The 17,040-nt window shown below is 70.7% G+C and carries 14 protein-coding genes; 8 read left to right on the forward strand and 6 right to left on the reverse strand.

The window, feature by feature from the left end; translation table 11 throughout:
- Positions 1-17 precede the first annotated feature (17 nt).
- Positions 18-1,064 carry a Gfo/Idh/MocA family protein gene (locus AC0Z9V_RS16670; protein WP_485142178.1) on the forward strand — a complete coding sequence of 349 codons (1,047 nt, stop codon included), beginning with the start codon at positions 18-20 and terminating at the stop codon, positions 1,062-1,064.
- A 69-nt stretch (positions 1,065-1,133) separates the two neighbouring features.
- On the opposite strand, the gene ald is transcribed toward AC0Z9V_RS16670, so the two are convergent.
- A complete protein-coding gene (ald, locus tag AC0Z9V_RS16675) occupies positions 1,134-2,246 on the reverse strand; it encodes an alanine dehydrogenase (RefSeq protein WP_133081525.1) in 1,113 nt (370 codons plus the stop codon).
- A gap of 268 nt (positions 2,247-2,514) precedes the next feature.
- On the opposite strand from ald, the gene AC0Z9V_RS16680 reads away from it, so the two are divergent.
- Positions 2,515-3,732 carry a PucR family transcriptional regulator gene (locus AC0Z9V_RS16680; RefSeq protein ID WP_133081524.1) on the forward strand — a complete coding sequence of 406 codons (1,218 nt, stop codon included), beginning with the start codon at positions 2,515-2,517 and terminating at the stop codon, positions 3,730-3,732.
- A 31-nt stretch (positions 3,733-3,763) separates the two neighbouring features.
- Here AC0Z9V_RS16680 and AC0Z9V_RS16685 read toward each other — a convergent pair whose 3' ends face one another.
- Positions 3,764-4,219 (reverse strand): helix-turn-helix domain-containing protein, encoded by a 456-nt coding sequence (locus tag AC0Z9V_RS16685; protein WP_485142179.1) that lies wholly within the window; start codon positions 4,217-4,219, stop codon positions 3,764-3,766.
- A gap of 152 nt (positions 4,220-4,371) precedes the next feature.
- Between AC0Z9V_RS16685 and AC0Z9V_RS16690 the strand changes: the two genes are divergently transcribed.
- Complete coding sequence (locus tag AC0Z9V_RS16690) at positions 4,372-4,635, forward strand: hypothetical protein (RefSeq protein ID WP_133081522.1); 264 nt, start codon at positions 4,372-4,374, stop codon at positions 4,633-4,635.
- 165 nt (positions 4,636-4,800) lie between these two features.
- Complete coding sequence (locus AC0Z9V_RS16695; RefSeq protein WP_459269026.1) at positions 4,801-5,565, forward strand: MerR family transcriptional regulator; 765 nt, start codon at positions 4,801-4,803, stop codon at positions 5,563-5,565.
- A 5-nt stretch (positions 5,566-5,570) separates the two neighbouring features.
- Here AC0Z9V_RS16695 and AC0Z9V_RS16700 read toward each other — a convergent pair whose 3' ends face one another.
- The gene (locus tag AC0Z9V_RS16700) at positions 5,571-7,130 is read right to left on the reverse strand and encodes a GGDEF domain-containing protein (RefSeq protein WP_208739165.1); all 1,560 of its coding nucleotides are present in this window, start codon (positions 7,128-7,130) and stop codon (positions 5,571-5,573) included.
- Between the two features lie 279 nt (positions 7,131-7,409).
- On the opposite strand from AC0Z9V_RS16700, the gene AC0Z9V_RS16705 reads away from it, so the two are divergent.
- Positions 7,410-8,252 carry a DUF1206 domain-containing protein gene (locus AC0Z9V_RS16705; RefSeq protein WP_244185880.1) on the forward strand — a complete coding sequence of 281 codons (843 nt, stop codon included), beginning with the start codon at positions 7,410-7,412 and terminating at the stop codon, positions 8,250-8,252.
- A gap of 19 nt (positions 8,253-8,271) precedes the next feature.
- Here the strand turns inward: AC0Z9V_RS16705 and AC0Z9V_RS16710 are convergent, their stop codons facing one another.
- The 3 genes from AC0Z9V_RS16710 to rhaI are packed head-to-tail and all read right to left on the reverse strand — an operon-like array spanning position 8,272 to position 12,999.
- Positions 8,272-9,747, reverse strand: coding sequence for a rhamnulokinase (locus AC0Z9V_RS16710; RefSeq protein WP_485142180.1), 1,476 nt, complete (start codon positions 9,745-9,747; stop codon positions 8,272-8,274).
- A 1-nt stretch (position 9,748) separates the two neighbouring features.
- Positions 9,749-11,830 (reverse strand): bifunctional aldolase/short-chain dehydrogenase, encoded by a 2,082-nt coding sequence (locus AC0Z9V_RS16715; RefSeq protein ID WP_485142181.1) that lies wholly within the window; start codon positions 11,828-11,830, stop codon positions 9,749-9,751.
- 2 nt (positions 11,831-11,832) lie between these two features.
- Positions 11,833-12,999 (reverse strand): L-rhamnose isomerase, encoded by a 1,167-nt coding sequence (rhaI, locus tag AC0Z9V_RS16720; protein WP_208739169.1) that lies wholly within the window; start codon positions 12,997-12,999, stop codon positions 11,833-11,835.
- A 222-nt stretch (positions 13,000-13,221) separates the two neighbouring features.
- Between rhaI and AC0Z9V_RS16725 the strand changes: the two genes are divergently transcribed.
- The 3 genes from AC0Z9V_RS16725 to AC0Z9V_RS16735 all read left to right on the forward strand — a co-directional run bounded on the left by AC0Z9V_RS16725 (position 13,222) and on the right by AC0Z9V_RS16735 (position 16,976).
- Positions 13,222-14,274 carry a LacI family DNA-binding transcriptional regulator gene (locus tag AC0Z9V_RS16725; protein WP_485142182.1) on the forward strand — a complete coding sequence of 351 codons (1,053 nt, stop codon included), beginning with the start codon at positions 13,222-13,224 and terminating at the stop codon, positions 14,272-14,274.
- Positions 14,275-14,376: 102 nt separating this feature from the next.
- The gene (locus tag AC0Z9V_RS16730) at positions 14,377-15,930 is read left to right on the forward strand and encodes a sugar ABC transporter ATP-binding protein (RefSeq protein WP_485142183.1); all 1,554 of its coding nucleotides are present in this window, start codon (positions 14,377-14,379) and stop codon (positions 15,928-15,930) included.
- Positions 15,927-16,976, forward strand: coding sequence for an ABC transporter permease (locus AC0Z9V_RS16735; protein WP_485142184.1), 1,050 nt, complete (start codon positions 15,927-15,929; stop codon positions 16,974-16,976). Before AC0Z9V_RS16730 ends, AC0Z9V_RS16735 begins: the two co-directional genes overlap by 4 nt.
- The last annotated feature ends 64 nt before the right edge of the window (positions 16,977-17,040 follow it).

Genomic DNA, 17,040 nt, shown 5'->3' on the forward strand with positions numbered 1-17,040 from the left:
AAGAGGACGGTGGTCGCGTGGTGCAGGGAGCTCGCGGAGCTATCAGCACCGTGCTGGTCGGGTTCGGCCACGGTGGCAGGGTCTTCCACGCCCCGCTGATCGCCCACGATCCCCGCTTCGAGCTCGCCGCCGTCGTGGTCCGCAGCGCGGACCGCAGGCGGGCCGCCCGCACCGCCTACCCCGACGCCGCCGTCATCGGCAGCCTCGACGAGGCACTCGCGGCGGTGCCGGACCTGGACCTGGCCGTGATCAGCACGCCCAACGCGACCCACGCCGCCCTGGCCGCCGCGGCCCTCGGCAGGGGGCTGCACGTGGTGCTCGACAAGCCCTTCGTGGTGCACGCGGACGACGGCGAGCGCCTGATCGAGGCGGCGCAGGCGGCCGGGCGCCTGCTCGTACCCTTCTCCAACCGTCGGTGGGACGGCGATTACCTCACCGTGCTGTCCACGGTGGAGTCGGGGGCGCTGGGCCGGATCCGGACCTTCGAGTCCGCGATGGAGTCCTGGAAGCCGTCCATCTCCAAGCCGTGGAAGCGGGATGCCGGGCCCGGTGCCGGCGGGGGAATCCTCTACGACCTCGGCCCGCATCTCATCGATCAGGCGCTCATCCTGTTCGGCCCCGCCGTCCCGGCGTTCGCGGACCTGCGGATCGACCGGGCGGGCGGAACGGCGGACGACACGGTCTTCCTCGTGCTCCAGCACCTCGGTGGTGTGACGAGTACCCTGCACGCCGGGACGCTCGCGCCGCAGGTCCGCTCCCGCTTCCGCGTGACCGGGGACGACGCGGGCCTCACCGTCCTCGGGACGGATCCGCAGGAGGGCCTGCTCGCGGCGGGGATGCCCCCTGGCACCGTGACCGGTGTGCAGGCCGGCGCGCACGGGCTGCTCGGACGCGACGGGCACCTCGAACCGGTCCCGATCGACCCCGGCGCCTATCCGTCCTTCTACGAGGGCGTCGCAGCGGCGATCGAGGGCGGGCCGGTACCGGTTGCGGCCGAGGACGCGCTCGCCGTCGTGCGGATCATCGAGCAGGTCCACGCGTCGTTCCCCGCCCGGCGCCGGTAGCTCCCGCCGGCTTCCGGGTGGTCCCGGACGAGCCGGGTGGACCGGCGCTGCGGAACCCTGTCGTGGAGACTAGACCAGCCGGCTCCAGTCCTCGGCCAGCTCCAGGCCGTGTGCCTGGGACACCGAGTGGTGGGCCACCCTGCCGGCGGCGACGTTCAGCCCGCGGGCGAGTGCGGCGTCGGCCTCGAAGGCCCCCCGGACCCCCCTGTCCGCGAGCGCGACGGCGTAGCGGAGGGTCACGTTGGTCAGGGCGTAGGTCGAGGTGTTCGGCACGGCGCCCGGCATGTTGCCGACGCAGTAGAAGAGCGAGCCGTGGACGGTGAACGTGGGGTCCTCGTGCGTGGTGACCCGGGAGTCCTCGAAGCACCCGCCCTGGTCCACGGCGATGTCGACGAGGACGCTGCCCGGCTTCATGCGGGCCACGAGCGCATTGGTCACGAGCTTCGGCGCCCGGGCTCCCGGGATGAGGACGGAGCCGATGACGAGGTCGGCCTCGAGGACCGACTTCTCGATCTCGAGGGAGTTCGATGCCACGGTCCGGACGCGTCCGGCGTACAGGGCGTCGAGCTCGCGCAGACGTGCGATGTCGATGTCGAGGATGGTGACATCCGCCCCTGTGCCCACGGCCATCGCCGTCGCGTTGGTCCCGGCGACTCCGGCTCCGAGGACCACCACCTTGGCAGCGCGGACGCCCGCGACGCCGCCGAGCAGCAGACCGGGACCGCCGGCGGGGGCGGTCATCACCTGGGCTCCCACCTGCACGGACAGGCGTCCGGCCACCTCGGACATCGGTGCGAGCAGGGGGAGGGCCCGACCGTCCTGGACGGTCTCGTAGGCGATGGCCGTCACGCCTGCGTCGAGGAGTGCCCGGGTCAGTTCCGGTTCCGCCGCGAGGTGGAGGTAGGTGAAGAGGATGAGCCCCTTCCGGAAGCGGTGGTACTCGGCGGCGACGGGTTCCTTGACCTTCATCACCATGTCGGCACGTGCCCAGACGTCGTCGGCCGCCTCCACGAGTTCCGCGCCGGCGGCCTCGTATTCCGCGTCGGTGATGCTCGAGCCGATCCCGGCGCCGCGTTCCACGAGCACGACGTGCCCGCGGGCCCGGAACTCGTGCACGCCGGATGCAGTGATGGCTACACGGAACTCGTTGTTCTTCACTTCTTTGGGGACGCCGATGATCATTTGGGTTCTCCACGGGTGCGATCGGGCGGACGGGGGTAGGTCCAGAATAGGGACCGCGCCGGGGCCCGTGGGCGGGTTCCGGGGTCCCCGGCCGACGGCTCGGAGCGGAGGGGCCAGGACGGAACCGGCGTCGAGCCCGGGATCCCGGGCAGTGACGCATTGTGAGCTGGGCCACTAGCAGACGGAGGCGAGAGAATGCCATCGACAGATGTCGAGTCCCGGGGCGGCAGATGTCGCTTCGGGTGACGCTTCCGCCTAGTGTTGGCCTGTGCAGAACCAGGCCATCGAGGATGTCGTCGAGTCCATCGCTCAGAAGCTCGGCCGCGGCCTCTCCCTCGAGGATCCCGACGGCGTGCTCCTCGCCTACAGCAGCCACCAGACCTCGGCGGACCGGGTCCGCGTGAACTTCCTGCTGAGCAAGAAGGTCCCCGCCGACGTCAGCGAGTGGCAGCTCCGCCACGGCATCGCGCAGGCCGTGCGTGCCGTCGCCGTCCCCGCCAACGACGATCTCGGCATGCTGGGACGCGTCTGCGTCCCGTTGCTCGTGCGGGGCTTCCGGGTGGGCTACCTCTGGGTGCAGCAGCAGTCCACCGACGATCCCGCCGCCGAGATCCTCGCCGTCCTCCCCTCGGTCCGGCCGACCATCGACCGGCTCGCGGAGTTGCTCCTCGAGACCGATACGGCATCCTCGGCGCGGCGTACGCAGCGGGAGGCGACCTTCCTCGCGGCGTGCCGGGGGGTCGCGGGCGCCGTCGACGAGCTGCGGGGGTGGCGCGAACTCGGCGGGCACGGTCCCTGGCGCCTCGCGGTGGTGCACGAGCTGTCCGACGGCGTCGGCGACGACCCCCACGAGGCAGCCCTCCTCCACCGCACGCTCGCACTCCAGGCGACCGTCGGCGTCGCGCCCGTCCTCTTCAGTGCAGGAGCGGCCGCCTTCTCCGTCCTGCTCTGCGCGCCGGAGGTCGGACGCAGCGTGCTGGAGCACGTCCTGGACGGCTACCGGGCAGAGGTGGCCAAGCGGGCGGGCCGGCCCGCGGGCCGGATGGTGCTCGGCCTGAGCGAACCGGCCGCCGATCCACGCAGCCTCGAAGAGGCTTTCCAGCAGGCGCAGCATGCCGTGCAGGCGGGCGCGGTGGATCCCAACCTCGCCAGGGTCTGCCCGTACTCCGACATCGGCGTCTACCAGTTCCTCGGCGCCGTGGGCTGGCAGGCCCCCGCCCTCGGCAGCGTGCATTTCGCCGAGTTGAGCGAGGCCGACCGCCTGGACGAGCTCCTGCCGGTGCTCGAGCTGCTCTATGACAAGAACGGCTCGGTGCAGGACGTGGCCGCCCAGCTGCACCTGCATCGCAGCAGCGTCTACAACCGGCTGAGCAGGATCCGTTCGGTCATCGGCGTCGACCCGCTCGCCGGGATGGTGCGGCTGGAGCTGCACCTGGCGCTGAAGGCGCGGAGGTGGAGGTCCCGCCCCCGGTTCGAGCAGTCCTGACCGGCCGGAGACGGATCCGGCCGGCGTCCCGTCAGGCGGGCAGGTCCTCGGGCTCGGCCACGGATTCTCGCGTGGCATCCCCTGCTGCCGGTGGAGCGGTCGACGCGGCGGAGGCTTCCCTGCGGCGCAACTGGCTGCGGAGCCAGTCCTCGACGTCGGACCTGCGGATGCGGCGGTGGGACCCGCGGTACTCCACCGCGAGGGTTCCCGCGTCGGTGAGTTTGCGGAGGTAGCTGTGCGAGATGCCGGCGAGTTCTGCGGCCTGCGAGGTGGTCAGCAGCTCGGCGACCGACGTCACCTGGACCGCGTCGCCGTCGGACAGGCGCGCGAGCAGGTCGACGACGGCTGCCTGGGCCTCGTCCGGCAACCGGTGGGCCGTACCGTCGACGAAGACGGTGACGTCCCCGCTTGCTGCGAGGGCGCGCCGCAGGGGGGCCGCCTTCTCGGGGGACAATGCCGCTGCGGAGCGCGGGGACCTGGCCGTCATAGGGCCATTGTGCCAGCCGGCGGGCATCCACGAGCTCCTCGCCAGCACGTATTCCGTGCTTCCGGAACGCGTAGCCGGCGTCTATATTTTAGCTATAAGTACCCTTACTACTTGCACCCAGCGCCGGTTGCAAGACCGAAACGGTGAATCCTATGACAACAATCGATCACGGGCGGAGCCTGCGCACGAGCAGTTCGCCCTTCTCACCCCTCGAGATGGGCGAAGCACCCTCCTGCCCCCGATGCCGCACCGACGACTACCTGATCTTCGAGGAGTTCGTCCCCGCGCGCCAGGCGGAACACTCCACCGATCTCATCCCCGCGAGCACCAGCTACACCTGCTCCGAGTGCGGCACGTTCAACGCCCATGCGGTGCCGGCGTCATGGCGCCCGCCGCAGTGGTTCTGGTACAGCTGATCCGCGCAGCGGGACAGGGATAGCAGGAGCCCGACCCCGGGAGGTGGGCCGGCCGTCCGCGCGTGGGCACACGAACTGTCCGGGCCGCCCTTGACCTTGACGCAGCGTCAACTCCTACCGTTGTTCCCACGGGCGCCCGATGGGCCCGGGGGAGGACGGGAACAGGTGGACTATCCGATCACGACCGTCGCGCGCCTGACGGGGACGACGAGCAGGACCCTGCGCCACTACGGCGACGTCGGGCTGCTCGAACCGTCCCGTGTGGGGGCCAACGGCTACCGGTACTACGACGCGGACACCCTCGTGCGGCTCCAGCGCATCCTGCTGCTGCGGTCCCTGGGGCTGCCGCTGCCGGTCATCCGCGACGTGCTCGACGACGGATCCGCGGACGCACCGGCAGTCGCCCTGCGCCGCCACCTCGACCACCTCCGCGGCGAGCAGCAACGGCTCGACCGGCAGATCACTGCGGTCCTCACCACGGTGGAGGCCCTCGAACAGGGAGAAGAACCGATGCCGGAGAAGATGTTCAACGGATTCGACCACACGCAGTACAGGGACGAGGTCGAGCAGCGATGGGGGCGCGACGCGTACGAGCAGGGTGACTCCTGGTGGCGCGGCAAGAGCGACGACGAGAAGGCCGCATTCGGTGACGTCGTCGCGGCGCTCAACGCGGGATGGACCGATGCCGCCGCGCGCGGTGTCTCCCCGGCGGGGGATGAGGCACAGGCCCTCGCCCGGCGCCACGTCGCCTGGCTCTCCAGCGTGCCCGGCCTGCCGACCGGGGACGACGGGTCCCTGTCGGCGGAGTACATCCGTGGGCTGGGGGAGATGTACGTGTCCGATCCGCGCTTCGCCGCCAACTACGGCGGCACTCGCGGGGCGGAACTCGTGCGGGCAGCGCTCGGTGAGTGGCTCTCCCGGCAGTCCTGAAGCGACTACCAGGGGCCCTCGGCGCGGTTCCGGCCGGCCCGCTTGGCACGGTAGAGGTGGCGGTCCGCCTCGCGCAGGAGGGCTGCCACCGGCCCCTGCTCGCACCCCGCGAAGCCGATGCTCGCCGTGAGGCGCAGTTCGGGATCGACGTGCGGCCAGCGCAGGGCGCGGACGGCGGACAGGACGTCCCGGGCCACCTGCTCCTGGTCGGCGTGCTGCTGCAGGACCAGCAGGAACTCCTCGCCGCCAATGCGCGCGACATCACGGACGCCCCGGCACTCCTGCAGACACCCCGCGACGGCGACCAGGACGTCGTCGCCCGCGTGGTGCCCGAAACGGTCGTTGACCTGCTTGAAGTGGTCCAGGTCCAGGATGGCCAGGGACCCCGTCCACGGGCCGCCGGTCTGCCAGGCGCGGACGACGTCGGGCAGGGAGTCCTCGACCCACCGCCGGTTCCGTACCTTGGTGAGCGGGTCGATGGCGACCGCGGCCTCTGCCTGCTCGGCCCGCTCCAGCGCCGCGATGACGTTCTGCTCCGCGAAGAGGTGGTCCACCTGCGAGCGCCGCGTCTCGATCCAGCGGGTCCGTGCGGCCTGGTGGAACGTGCGGTGGAGTTCGTAGGCGAGCTGGTGGTTCCCGCTGGACGCGGCAACGGAGGCGCGCTCCTCGAGGACCATGGACGCGACCTCCTCGAGTGCATGGTGCACGGTGATCCGGTCGGCCTCGTCCAGCGCGTCGATCGCTGCGGGAAGGTTCCCCAGCCCGTGGTGGGCCTGCGCGAGCAGGAGCATCCGGCCTGCCCGGGTCTCGGGCTGGGCATCGGCCGGACCGATGTCACCGGACCGCTCCAGGACGGCGAGGGCCTCCACCGGGCGGCCGGCGGCGAGGTGCCCGCGCGCGAGGACGTCGCTCAGTTCCGCCTCCAGGTCCGGCGATGCGGCGATGACTCCCTCGAGCCGCTGCAGCCAGAAGCGGGCCTCATCCGGCATGAGCTCGTCGAGCGCCGAATGGAAGGCATTGGAGGCGAGCCGGGAGAGCAGCTCCTGGTCGTCCAGCTGTTCGGCCAGGGCGAGGGCCCGCCGGGAGACGTCGAAACCCTGCTCCAGCAGTCCCGCGGCGAGGAGTCCGAGGGCCTGGCGGGTCAGCATCTTCGCCAGCAGGCGCGGCTGCTCGGTGCCGTCGAGGAGAGTGACCGCGATGGTGGCGTGTTCGGCCCCCGCACCCGAGTAGCCGGCGATCAGGTTCATCATCGCGAGGAGCGCATGGCACCGGCTGGCCAGGCGGGCATCGCCCTGCAGCGTCGCCCAGTCGAGGATGATCTTGCCCCGGCTCATCGCGTCGGGAGAACCCTTCGAGCGGGCCAGCGCGTCGAGTGCCGTGACTTCGGCCCAGAAGGCGACGTCGGACCTCCCCAGCGACTCCGCGACGGCCTTGACCTGGGTGGCTTCCGCGATCGCGCCGGCGAGGTCGATGCTGATCTCGACCTCCTCGAGGACGGTGATCAGGTCACGCTCCTGCGCGAGGCGCAGCGAGCCGCCCTCTGTCACGACGTCGTCGTTCAACATGCTTGCTCCAAGTCGTCGAGGCAGCGCTGTCGACTGACCGAGGAGTTGTTGAGAGACCATCGTGCGCGCTGTCGTGCCGGGTGGGACTGGCTTGTCCAGTGTGCCGCCTCGGGGGCCCCGCCTCAAGGGCGCCGCGCCCGTACATCCCGCCGGGTCACGGCCGAGGCACACCGGGTACCGCCGATCGCCCGCCCGGTCCGTTCTCCTATGCTTGGAGCAACCATCACGGCTGGCCTCCCGCAGGGCGGCATGACAGCGCGAGCACGGAAGGACGGAGCTGTGACGACGGACCGTCGCGCCGAGGGGCGGGGACGCACCGCCCGGGCGGCCGACGCGGTCGAGCAGGTGTCCGACACGCGTGCGCTCGACGTCGCGGCACGACTCGGCTTCGCGGCACTCGCCGTGGTGCACATCCTGATCGGCGTCATCGCACTGCGCCTCGCCTTCGGCGGCAACGGCGAGGCCGAGCCGACCGGCGCGCTCGAGGAGGTCGCCGAGGGACCACTCGGTACGCCGATCATGTGGATCTGCGCGGTCGGTTGTGCCGGCCTCGCGCTGTGGCAGCTCAGCGAGGCCACCCTGCGCGCGCGGCACCTGCCGACGGGCGAGCGGATCGGGAAGCACATCTCGTCGGGTGCTCTCGTGGTCATCTACGGGTCCATGGCGGGGACCTTCGCGCGGTTCGGACTCGGCGACGGCCCGGACTCCTCCGAGTCGACGGTCGACTTCACGCGGTCCCTCCTGTCCTCGGGCCCCGGTGTGGTGCTCGTGTTCGTGGCCGCAGCGGTCGTCCTGGGCATCGGCGCGCACTTCGTCGTCAAGGGGATCCGACGCGGCTTCCGGCCGGAGCTGCGCACTTTCGAGGACACCACCCGCGGACGGCTGATCGACCTCCTCGGCGTCGTGGGGCACGTGGCCAAGGGACTCGCTCTGCTCCTCGTCGGAGGGCTCTTCGTCATTGCGGGGCTGAACCGCGATCCGCAGGAATCGACCGGACTGGATGGCAGCCTGAAGGCGCTCCAGTACCACCCGTTCGGTGTCCACGTCCTGACGGTGATCGCGATCGGACTCGTCTGCTACGGCGTGTTCGCCATCATCCGTTCCGTCTTCGGCCGGATGTGAGGTTCCCGCCGCCGTCCGGCTACCCCGCCGGGGACAGCGCCGCGAGGTCCGCGGGCTCGTAGCGCACCGTGCGGGCCGCGGCGCGCGCCGCCTCCCTGATCCCGGCGAGTCCCGGGCCGGCGGCGACCAGACCGGCTGCCCGCGCCTGGACGAGGACATTGCCGAGCGCCGTCGCCTCCACGGGACCTGCGAGGACCGGCAGCCCGGTCCGGTCCGCGGTCAGTTGGCACAGCAGGGCGTTCTGCGACCCACCACCCACCACGTGGATGACGTCGATGGCATGTCCGGACAGCCGGACGGCGTCCCGGAGCGTGCGGGCGTAGGCCTCCGCGAGACTGTCCAGGATGCACCGCACCACGGCCGCCCGGGACGACGGCGCAGCATGGCCGGCGGCCTCCGCGGCCCGCCGGATGCGAGCCGGCATCCGGTCCGGCGCGAGGAAGTCGTTGCTGTCGGCGTCGATCACGGGCCCGCCCGCGGGCAGCTCCCCTGCGGCGGCGAGCAGTCCGAGGAGGTCCGGCTCCGGCCCCTCGACGCTCCACTCGCGCAGGCACTCCTGCAGGAGCCAGAGGCCGCCGGTGTTGCGCAGGTACCGGATGGTGCCGTCCACACCACGCTCGTTGGTGAAGTTCGCCGCACGGCTCCCGTCACCGAGGATGGGCGTGTCGAGCTCGACGCCGACGAGCGACCAGGTCCCGGAGGAGATGTAGGCGAAACGGGTCGACCCGGCCGGCACCGCGGCCACCGCCGACGCGGTGTCGTGGGACCCGACGGCGACGACGGCGGTGGTCTCCGGCAGCCCTGTTCCCGCAGCGATGGCGGGCAGCAGGTGCCCGACCACGCTCCCGGGCTCCACGAGCGGCGGGAAGAGGTCGGCCGGCAGTCCGAGCGCTTCGAGGAGGTCCTGGGCCCACGTGCCCGTCGCGGCGTCGAGCAGGCCGGTGGTGGAGGCGTTCGTGGCCTCGGTGCGGCGCTCGCCGGTGAGCCGGTAGGCCAGCAGGTCCGGGATCAGCAGGGCCTGGACCCCGGACAGGGACCGCTCCGCAGCCAGCTGGTAGAGGGTGTTGAACGGCAGGAACTGCAGTCCTGTGCGGGCGTAGAGCCGCTCCGGCGGCAGCGCCGCGTGCACGACGCCGATGGTCGCCTCGGTGCGTCCGTCGCGGTAGCTGAACGGCAGGTGCCGGAGCGCTCCGGTGTCGTCCACGAGCCCGTAGTCCACGGCCCAGGTGTCGATCCCGATGCTGGTCACCGTGGTCCCGGCCGCTGCCGCGGCAGCCGCCGCGGCAGTGAGGCCGGTCAGGACCTCGGCGAACAGTGCCTCGACGTCCCAGCGCAGCGCGCCCCCGAGGAACTGCACCCCGTTGGGGAAGCGGTGCACCGTGACGAGTTCGGGTCCCGCGTCCGTCATGGTGCCGAGGATCACGCGCCCGGAGGACGCCCCGATGTCGACGGCGGCGAACGCCTGCGCCGAGGTCCCGCTCCGACTCCCGGCCATGTCAGCGCAGGAACGCGGCGGCGACGCCCGCGTCCACGGGGATGTGCAGGCCCGTGGTGTGCGAGAGTTCGGCCGAGGTCAGGACGGCGACCGCGTTGGCGACGTTCTCCGGCAGCACCTCGCGCTTGAGCAGGGTGCGCTGGGCGTAGTACTCGCCCAGCTTGTCCTCCTCGACGCCGTAGACCGCGGCGCGCTTGGCACCCCAGCCGCCGGCGAAGATCCCGGAGCCGCGGACCACTCCGTCGGGGTTGATGCCGTTGACGCGGACGCCGTATTCGCCGAGTTCGGCGGCGAGGAGGCGAACCTGGTGCGCCTGGTCCGCCTTCGTGGCGCTGTAGGCGATGTTGTTGGGGCCGGCGAACACGGAGTTCTTGGAGGAGATGTAGATGATGTCCCCGCCCATGTCCTGCTCGATCAGCACCTTCGCGGCGGCCTGCGACATGAGGAAGGAGCCCTTCGCCATGACGTTGTGCTGCAGGTCCCAGTCCTTCTCGGTGGTCTCGAGCAGCGGCTTGGAGATGGACAGTCCGGCGTTGTTGACCACGAGGTCCAGTCCGCCGAAGGCCAGCACGGCGGCCTGCACGGCCTGGAGCACCTGGGCGGGGTCGGTGACGTCGGCCTGGACGCCGATGGCGACGTCGGGGCCGCCGAGTTCCTCGGCCACCGCGCCCGCGCTGTCGATGTTCAGGTCCGCGATCACAACGCACGCACCCTCGGCGGCCAGGCGCGTGGCGATGGCCTTGCCGATGCCCGACGCCGCTCCCGTCACCAGGGCGATGCGTCCCGCATGGGACTTGGGCTTGGGCATCCGCGCGAGCTTGGCCTCCTCGAGGGCCCAGTACTCGATGCGGAACTTCTCGCTCTCCTCGATGGGGGAGTAGGTGGAGATGGCTTCGGCGCCGCGCATCACGTTGATGGCGTTGAGGTAGAACTCCCCGGCGACGCGGGCGGTCTGCTTGTTGGCGCCGAACGAGAACATGCCCACGCCGGGCACCAGCACGATTGCGGGGTCCGCGCCGCGCATCGCGGGGGATTCCGGCGTCGCGTGCCGGTCGTAGTACGCGGCGTAGTCCGACCGGTACTCGGTGTGCAGTTCGCGCAGGCGCAGCAGGCAGCTCTCCACGTCGGCGCCGGCCGGGAGGTCGAGCACGAGCGGCTTGACCTTGGTGCGCAGGAAGTGGTCCGGGCAGCTCGTGCCGAGTGCGCCGAGGCGCGGGTGCCCGCTGGAGGCGAGGAATTCCAGCACACGGGGGTCGTCGGTGAAGTGTCCCACTTGGGCCTTGTCGGTGGAGGCGAGTCCGCGGATGGTCGGTGCGAGGGCGGCGGCCTTGGCCCGGCGCTCCTCGTCCGGCAGCGGGGCGTAGCCCTCGAGGGCGGGCCCGAAGGGCTCGGCCGCGCCGTGCTCGGCGATGTAGCGCTCGGCGGTCTCGATGATCCAGAGCGAGTTCGCCTCCGCCTCGGCCGAGGTCTCGCCCCAGGCCGTGATGCCGTGCCCGCCGAGGATCGTGCCGATGGCCTCGGGGTTGGCGTCCTTGATGGCGGCGATGTCGAGTCCGAGCTGGAAACCGGGCCGGCGCCAGGGCACCCAGACGACCTTCGGCCCGAAGATCGTGGTGGTCAGTGCCTCGCCGTCGGCCGCGGTGGCGATGGCGATGCCCGAGTCCGGGTGCAGATGGTCCACGTGCGCGGCGTCGACGAGGCCGTGCATCGCGGTGTCGATCGACGGTGCGGCACCGCCCTTGCCGTGCAGCGTGTAGTCGAAGGCCGCGACCATCTCGTCCTCACGCTCCACGCCGGGGTAGACGCTGCGCAGCGCCCGCATGCGGTCCAGGCGCAGGACGGCGAGACCGGATTCCTTCAGGGTGCCCAGGTCGCCGCCGGACCCCTTGACCCAGAGCAGTTCCACGTCCTCGCCGGTGGCGGGGTCGAAGCCCAGTCCCTTCGCGGAGGTGTTGCCGCCGGCGTAGTTCGTGGTGCGCTTGTCCGAGCCCAGGCGGTTGGAGCGCTCGATGAGGTCCTGCACGGTCTGATTGACCGTGGGGTTCGTGGTGGCGCCGGTCGCGGGCCCTGTCGTCGTCGTCACTGTCATGCTCCCCATCCGGCCTGCTGGCCGCCCTGTCGCTCGCTGTTGATCCGGTCCTGGTAGCCGCTGGCGCGGTAGGCGTCCATCGGGTCGGCCGGGAGGCCGTTCGATTCACGCCAGGAGGCCAGGCCCGGGCGGACGTCGGTGTAGAAGGCGTCCATCAGGATCGCGTTGGCGGCCAGCACGTCGCCGGATTCCTGCGCGGCGGTCAGCGCGGCACGGTCGACGAGCAGGGCCCGCGCCGTCATCTCCTGCACGTTGAGCACGGAGCGGATCTGGCCGGGGATCTTCTCCTCCAGGTTGTGGCACTGGTCGAGCATGAGGGCGATCCCGCTCTCGGGCGAGAGGCCGCCACCGCGGACCACCTCGGCCATGATGCGGAACAGCTGGAACGGATCCGCGGCTCCCACGATCAGGTCGTCGTCCGCGTAGAAGCGCGAGTTGAAGTCGAAGGACCCGAGCTTCCCGAGGCGGATCAACTGGGCGACGATGAATTCGATGTTGGTCCCGGGAGCGTGGTGGCCGGTGTCGAGGCAGACGAGGGCCTTCTCGCCGAGCTGCAGGCAGTGTGCGTAGGAGGTGCCCCAGTCGGGGACGTCCGTGTGGTAGAACGCCGGCTCGAAGAACTTGTACTCCAGCACCAGGCGCTGGTCCTCTCCGAGGCGGTCGTAGACCTTCCGCAGCGAGTCCTGCAGCCAGTCCTGGCGGGAGCGCATGTCGGCTTGGCCGGGGTAGTTGGAGCCGTCCGCGAGCCAGATCTTCAGGTCTCGGGAACCGGTGACGTCCATGACCTCGATGCACTCGTACATGTGGTCGATCGCCTTGTTCCGTACCGTCGCGTCGCTGTGCGTGAGGCTGCCGAACTTGTAGTCGTCGTCCTGGAACGTGTTGCTGTTGATGGTTCCCAGCTTCACGCCGTGCTCCGCAGCGTGCTCGGCGAGGATCCCGTAGTCATCCACCGTGTCCCACGGGATGTGCAGGGCCACGCTCGGGGCCAGGCCCGTCAGCTTGTTGACCATGCCCGCGTCCGCGATCTTCTCCTGCACCGTACGCGGCGTGCCCGGGGTGGCGAACACCTTGAACCGGGTTCCGGAATTGCCGTAGGCCCAGGAGGGCACCTCGATGGCGAGCTGCTCCAGCTCCGCCGAAATGTCGTCGATGACAGTCATGTACTCTCTCCAGCGTGATGGCGACCGGGTGCTCCATCACACCTCGGGCGGCGATTTCTTCGGGATCTTCCTCCACCCCGGACGGGTCGGGAGAGGTAACCAGAATTGCCGTGCCTTTGAATCGTTTCATTAGCACGTTTCAAAGTTATCCTTGCCCTAGACCGAGTGTCAACAGTCCTGCCGGCACCGCAGTCCGGACCGGACCCGAGCTTCGAGGATTCCATGGACAGTCGACCAGTCAGCATCAAGGACGTTGCCGACCGGGCGGGTGTGGCGATCGGCACGGTCTCCAACGTGCTGAACCACCCCGCACGAGTCTCCGCCGCCACGCGCGAGCGCGTCCAGGGGGCGATCGACGACCTCGGGTTCGTGCGCAACGACGCCGCCCGGCAGTTGAGGGCGGGCCAGAGCCGCACCATCGGCCTGATCGTGCTCGACGTCGGCAACCCCTTCTTCTCGTCCCTGGCGCGTGCCGCCGAGGATTGCGCCGCCGAGAACGGCAGCACGGTGGTGCTGGGGGACAGCGGCCAGGACGCCGGACGTGAGGCGAGGTACATCGACGTCTTCGAGCAGCAGCGCGTCCAGGGGATGCTCATCTCCCCGGTCGGCGACGTGGGTCCCCGCGTCGAGGCGCTGCGCAAGCGCGGCATGCCCGTGGTGCTCGTGGACCGCGTCGATCCGCAGCGCCGCTGCAGTTCGGTGTCGGTGGACGACGTCGCCGGCGGGTACATGGCGGTGCGGCACCTGCTGGCGGCAGGGCGGCGGCGGATCGTCTTCGTGGGCACCAGGGCGGACTACCGCCAGGTGGCCGACCGGTTGACGGGGGCACGCCAGGCCGTGGAGGAGCACGACGGGGCGGTGCTGGAGGTCGTCGAGGCGGATGCCATGACGGTCCTCGCGGGCCGCGACGTCGGGGAGGCGATCGCGCAGCGCCGGGCGGGGGAGCTGCCCGACGGGATCTTCTGCGCCAACGATCTCCTCGCCATCGGCGTCATGCAGGCGGTCCTGCTGATCCGCGGCCTCCGGATCCCCGAGGACCTGGCGCTCATCGGGTACGACGACATCGACTTCTCCGCCTCCGCCGTCGTCCCCCTCACGAGCGTCCGCAAGCCCACGGAACTCATGGGGCGCACGGCCGTCGAGCTCCTGCTCGAGGAGATCGAGCGGCCGGCCTCGCGGCGGCGGCAGGTGATCTTCGACCCCGAGCTCGTGGAACGCGGGAGCACCACCGCGCTCGCTCCGGCCGCAGGATCGCCGGCACCGGCCGTGAGGTGAAATCGCCGTTCGATCCGGGCTGTTGACGGTGATCTGGGTCACGCCTACTATTCGGTATGAACCGTTGCTCTGAAACGATTCATTTTTCCCGAGGAGATTGCAGTGACGCATCCTGATGGCCACGGCGGGGACACCCCTGACCCCGCCGCACCGGCACGCACGCCCGTGCTGACGCTCCGAGGGGCACTGAAGACGTTCGGTCCGGTCGTCGCCCTGGCGGACGGGACGATCGACCTCGCCGCCGGCGAGATCCACGCACTGGTGGGTGAGAACGGCGCCGGGAAGTCGACGCTCGTGAAGATCCTCGCCGGCGTCCACCAGCCCGATGCCGGGGAGTTCCTCGTCGGGGGACAGCCCGTGAGCTTCCGCAACGTCGCGGACAGCAAGGCGGCCGGCATCTCCGTCATCTACCAGGAGCCCACGCTCTTCCCCGACCTCACGGTCGCCGAGAACATCTTCATCGGCCGTCAGCCGAAGGGGCGCCTGGGCCTCATCCGCCGCACGGAGATGCGCCGCCGCGCGAAGGACCTCTTCGACCAGCTCGGCGTCCCGATCGATCCGGACCGCGTGGCGGAGGGACTCTCGATCGCGGACCAGCAGATCATCGAGATCGCGAAGGCCATCTCCCTCGATGCGCGCATCCTGGTCATGGACGAGCCGACCGCCGCATTGAGCGGGGTCGAGGTGGACCGCCTCTTCGCCGTCGCCCGCCGCCTGCGCGATGCAGGCAGCGGCATCCTCTTCATCTCGCACCGCTTCGAGGAGGTCTTCGGGCTGTGCGACCGCATCACCGTCATGCGGGACGGCACCTACATCGCCACCCACGCGACGGAGGCGACGTCGGTCCAGGCGATCGTCCGCGAGATGGTGGGCCGCGACATCGACGCGCTGTTCCCCAAGACCGAGACCGAGACCGGCGACGTCGTCCTGCGCGTGAGCGGGCTGACACGCCCCGGTGTCTTCCACGACATCGACTTCGAGGTGCGGGCCGGCGAGATCGTCGCCCTGTCCGGGCTGGTGGGGGCGGGGCGCACGGAGGTGGCACGGGCCGTGTTCGGCATCGACCGGTACGAGTCGGGCACCGTCGAGATGTCCGGTCGCCCGCTGCGCCGCAAGGACCCCCGGGCCGCGATCGACGCCGGGATCGGCTTCGTCCCCGAGGACCGCAGGAAGCAGGGCCTGGTCATGGAACTGTCCGTCGAGCGGAATGCGGCCCTCACGCTCCGCCACTCGCTCGCCAGGTTCGGCATCATCAGTGGACGGGCTGAGCGCGAGGCCGCCCAGACCTGGGGCAAGCGGCTCCAGGTCAAGGCCGGCTCGCCCGAGCACGCCGTCTCCACCCTGTCCGGCGGCAACCAGCAGAAGGTCGTGCTCGCCAAGTGGCTCGCCACGGATCCCAAGCTCCTCGTCATCGACGAGCCCACGCGGGGGATCGACGTCGGGACCAAGAGCGAGGTGCACCGCCTCATCTCCGAGCTCGCGGGCCGGGGGATCGCGATCCTCATGATCTCGTCGGAACTCCCCGAGGTGCTCGGCATGGCCGACCGCGTCCTGGTGATGCGGGAAGGCCGGATCACCGGCCGCCTCGACCGCGCCGAAGCCACCGCCGAGACCGTCATGCACGCCGCCACCGCATCCCTGGAGGCCTCACGATGAGCGTCGACGGCGCGGTAGGCGCGGCTCCCGCGCACTCCACCCCGGGGCGCGGGCGGCCCTCGGCGTTCGCATCCTTCCTCCGGCTCCGCGAGCTCCCGGTGATCCTCGCCCTCGTGGTGCTCGTCGCAGTGACCGCGGCCATCAATCCGCTCTTCCTCAGCGAGCAGGGCATCAAGGACCTGCTCCTGAACGCCACCATCCTGATGATCCTCGCCGTCGGACAGACACTCGTGATCATCACCCGGAACATCGACCTGTCCGTCGGGTCCATCCTCGGGCTCGTGGCGTTCGGGACGGGGAGCATCTTCGTTGCAGCACCGGACCTGCCGATCATCGCGGTGTTCGTCCTCGGCATGCTCTTCGGCGCGGTGCTCGGTGCGCTCAACGGCCTGCTGATCACCATCGCGAAGGTCCCGGCACTCGTCATCACGCTCGGGACGCTCTACATCTTCCGCGGGATCAACAACGCCTGGGCCGGCGGTACACAGTACTTCGCGGGCGACCGTCCCGAGGCCTTCGGCAACCTCTCGGTGGACACGGTCCTCGGGTTCCCCGTGATCACCCTGATCGCGGTGGTCGTCGTCGCGATCGTGGCCGTCTACATGCTCGGCACCAGGCCGGGCCGCGACCTCTACGCCATCGGGTCCGAGCCCGACGCCGCACGGCTCTTCGGCATCCCCGTGACGCGCCGGGTGTTGCTCGCCTTCGTCGTCAACGGCCTGCTCGCGGGCCTGGCCGGCGTGCTGTACGCGAGCCGCTTCAACTCGGTGGGTGCGACGACGGGGTCGGGCCTCGAGCTCGACGTCGTCGCCGCCGCGGTGGTGGGCGGTGTCGCGATCTTCGGTGGCAGCGGCACCGTCGTGGGGGCCGCCATCGGCGCCCTGCTGCTGACCACCATCACGAGCGCCCTGACCGCGCTGCGCGTGGACAAGTTCTGGCAGCAGGCCATCGTGGGCATCCTGATCCTCGCCGCCGTCGTCATCGACCGGATCGCCGGCGTGCGGTCGGCGCGCAAGCTCCGGATCGCGGAGGCCCGCAATGTCTGATCCCTCAGGTGCACCGACCGCCGTCCAGCCCGAAGCGCACGAGCCGGAGACCGGCTCTCCAACG

The sequence above is a fragment of the Arthrobacter sp. UYP4 genome, from assembly GCF_057291175.1.

What these genes read in the sequence shown, in the direction of transcription:
- AC0Z9V_RS16710 (WP_485142180.1), bottom strand. Translation starts at nt 9,747, where the DNA reads ATGGCCGGGAGTCGGAGCGGGACCTCGGCGCAGGCGTTCGCCGCCGTC.
- AC0Z9V_RS16735 (WP_485142184.1), top strand. Translation starts at nt 15,927, where the DNA reads ATGAGCGTCGACGGCGCGGTAGGCGCGGCTCCCGCGCACTCCACCCCG.
- rhaI (WP_208739169.1), bottom strand. Translation starts at nt 12,999, where the DNA reads ATGACTGTCATCGACGACATTTCGGCGGAGCTGGAGCAGCTCGCCATC.
- AC0Z9V_RS16685 (WP_485142179.1), bottom strand. Translation starts at nt 4,219, where the DNA reads ATGACGGCCAGGTCCCCGCGCTCCGCAGCGGCATTGTCCCCCGAGAAG.
- ald (WP_133081525.1), bottom strand. Translation starts at nt 2,246, where the DNA reads ATGATCATCGGCGTCCCCAAAGAAGTGAAGAACAACGAGTTCCGTGTA.
- AC0Z9V_RS16725 (WP_485142182.1), top strand. Translation starts at nt 13,222, where the DNA reads ATGGACAGTCGACCAGTCAGCATCAAGGACGTTGCCGACCGGGCGGGT.
- AC0Z9V_RS16700 (WP_208739165.1), bottom strand. Translation starts at nt 7,130, where the DNA reads ATGTTGAACGACGACGTCGTGACAGAGGGCGGCTCGCTGCGCCTCGCG.
- AC0Z9V_RS16690 (WP_133081522.1), top strand. Translation starts at nt 4,372, where the DNA reads ATGACAACAATCGATCACGGGCGGAGCCTGCGCACGAGCAGTTCGCCC.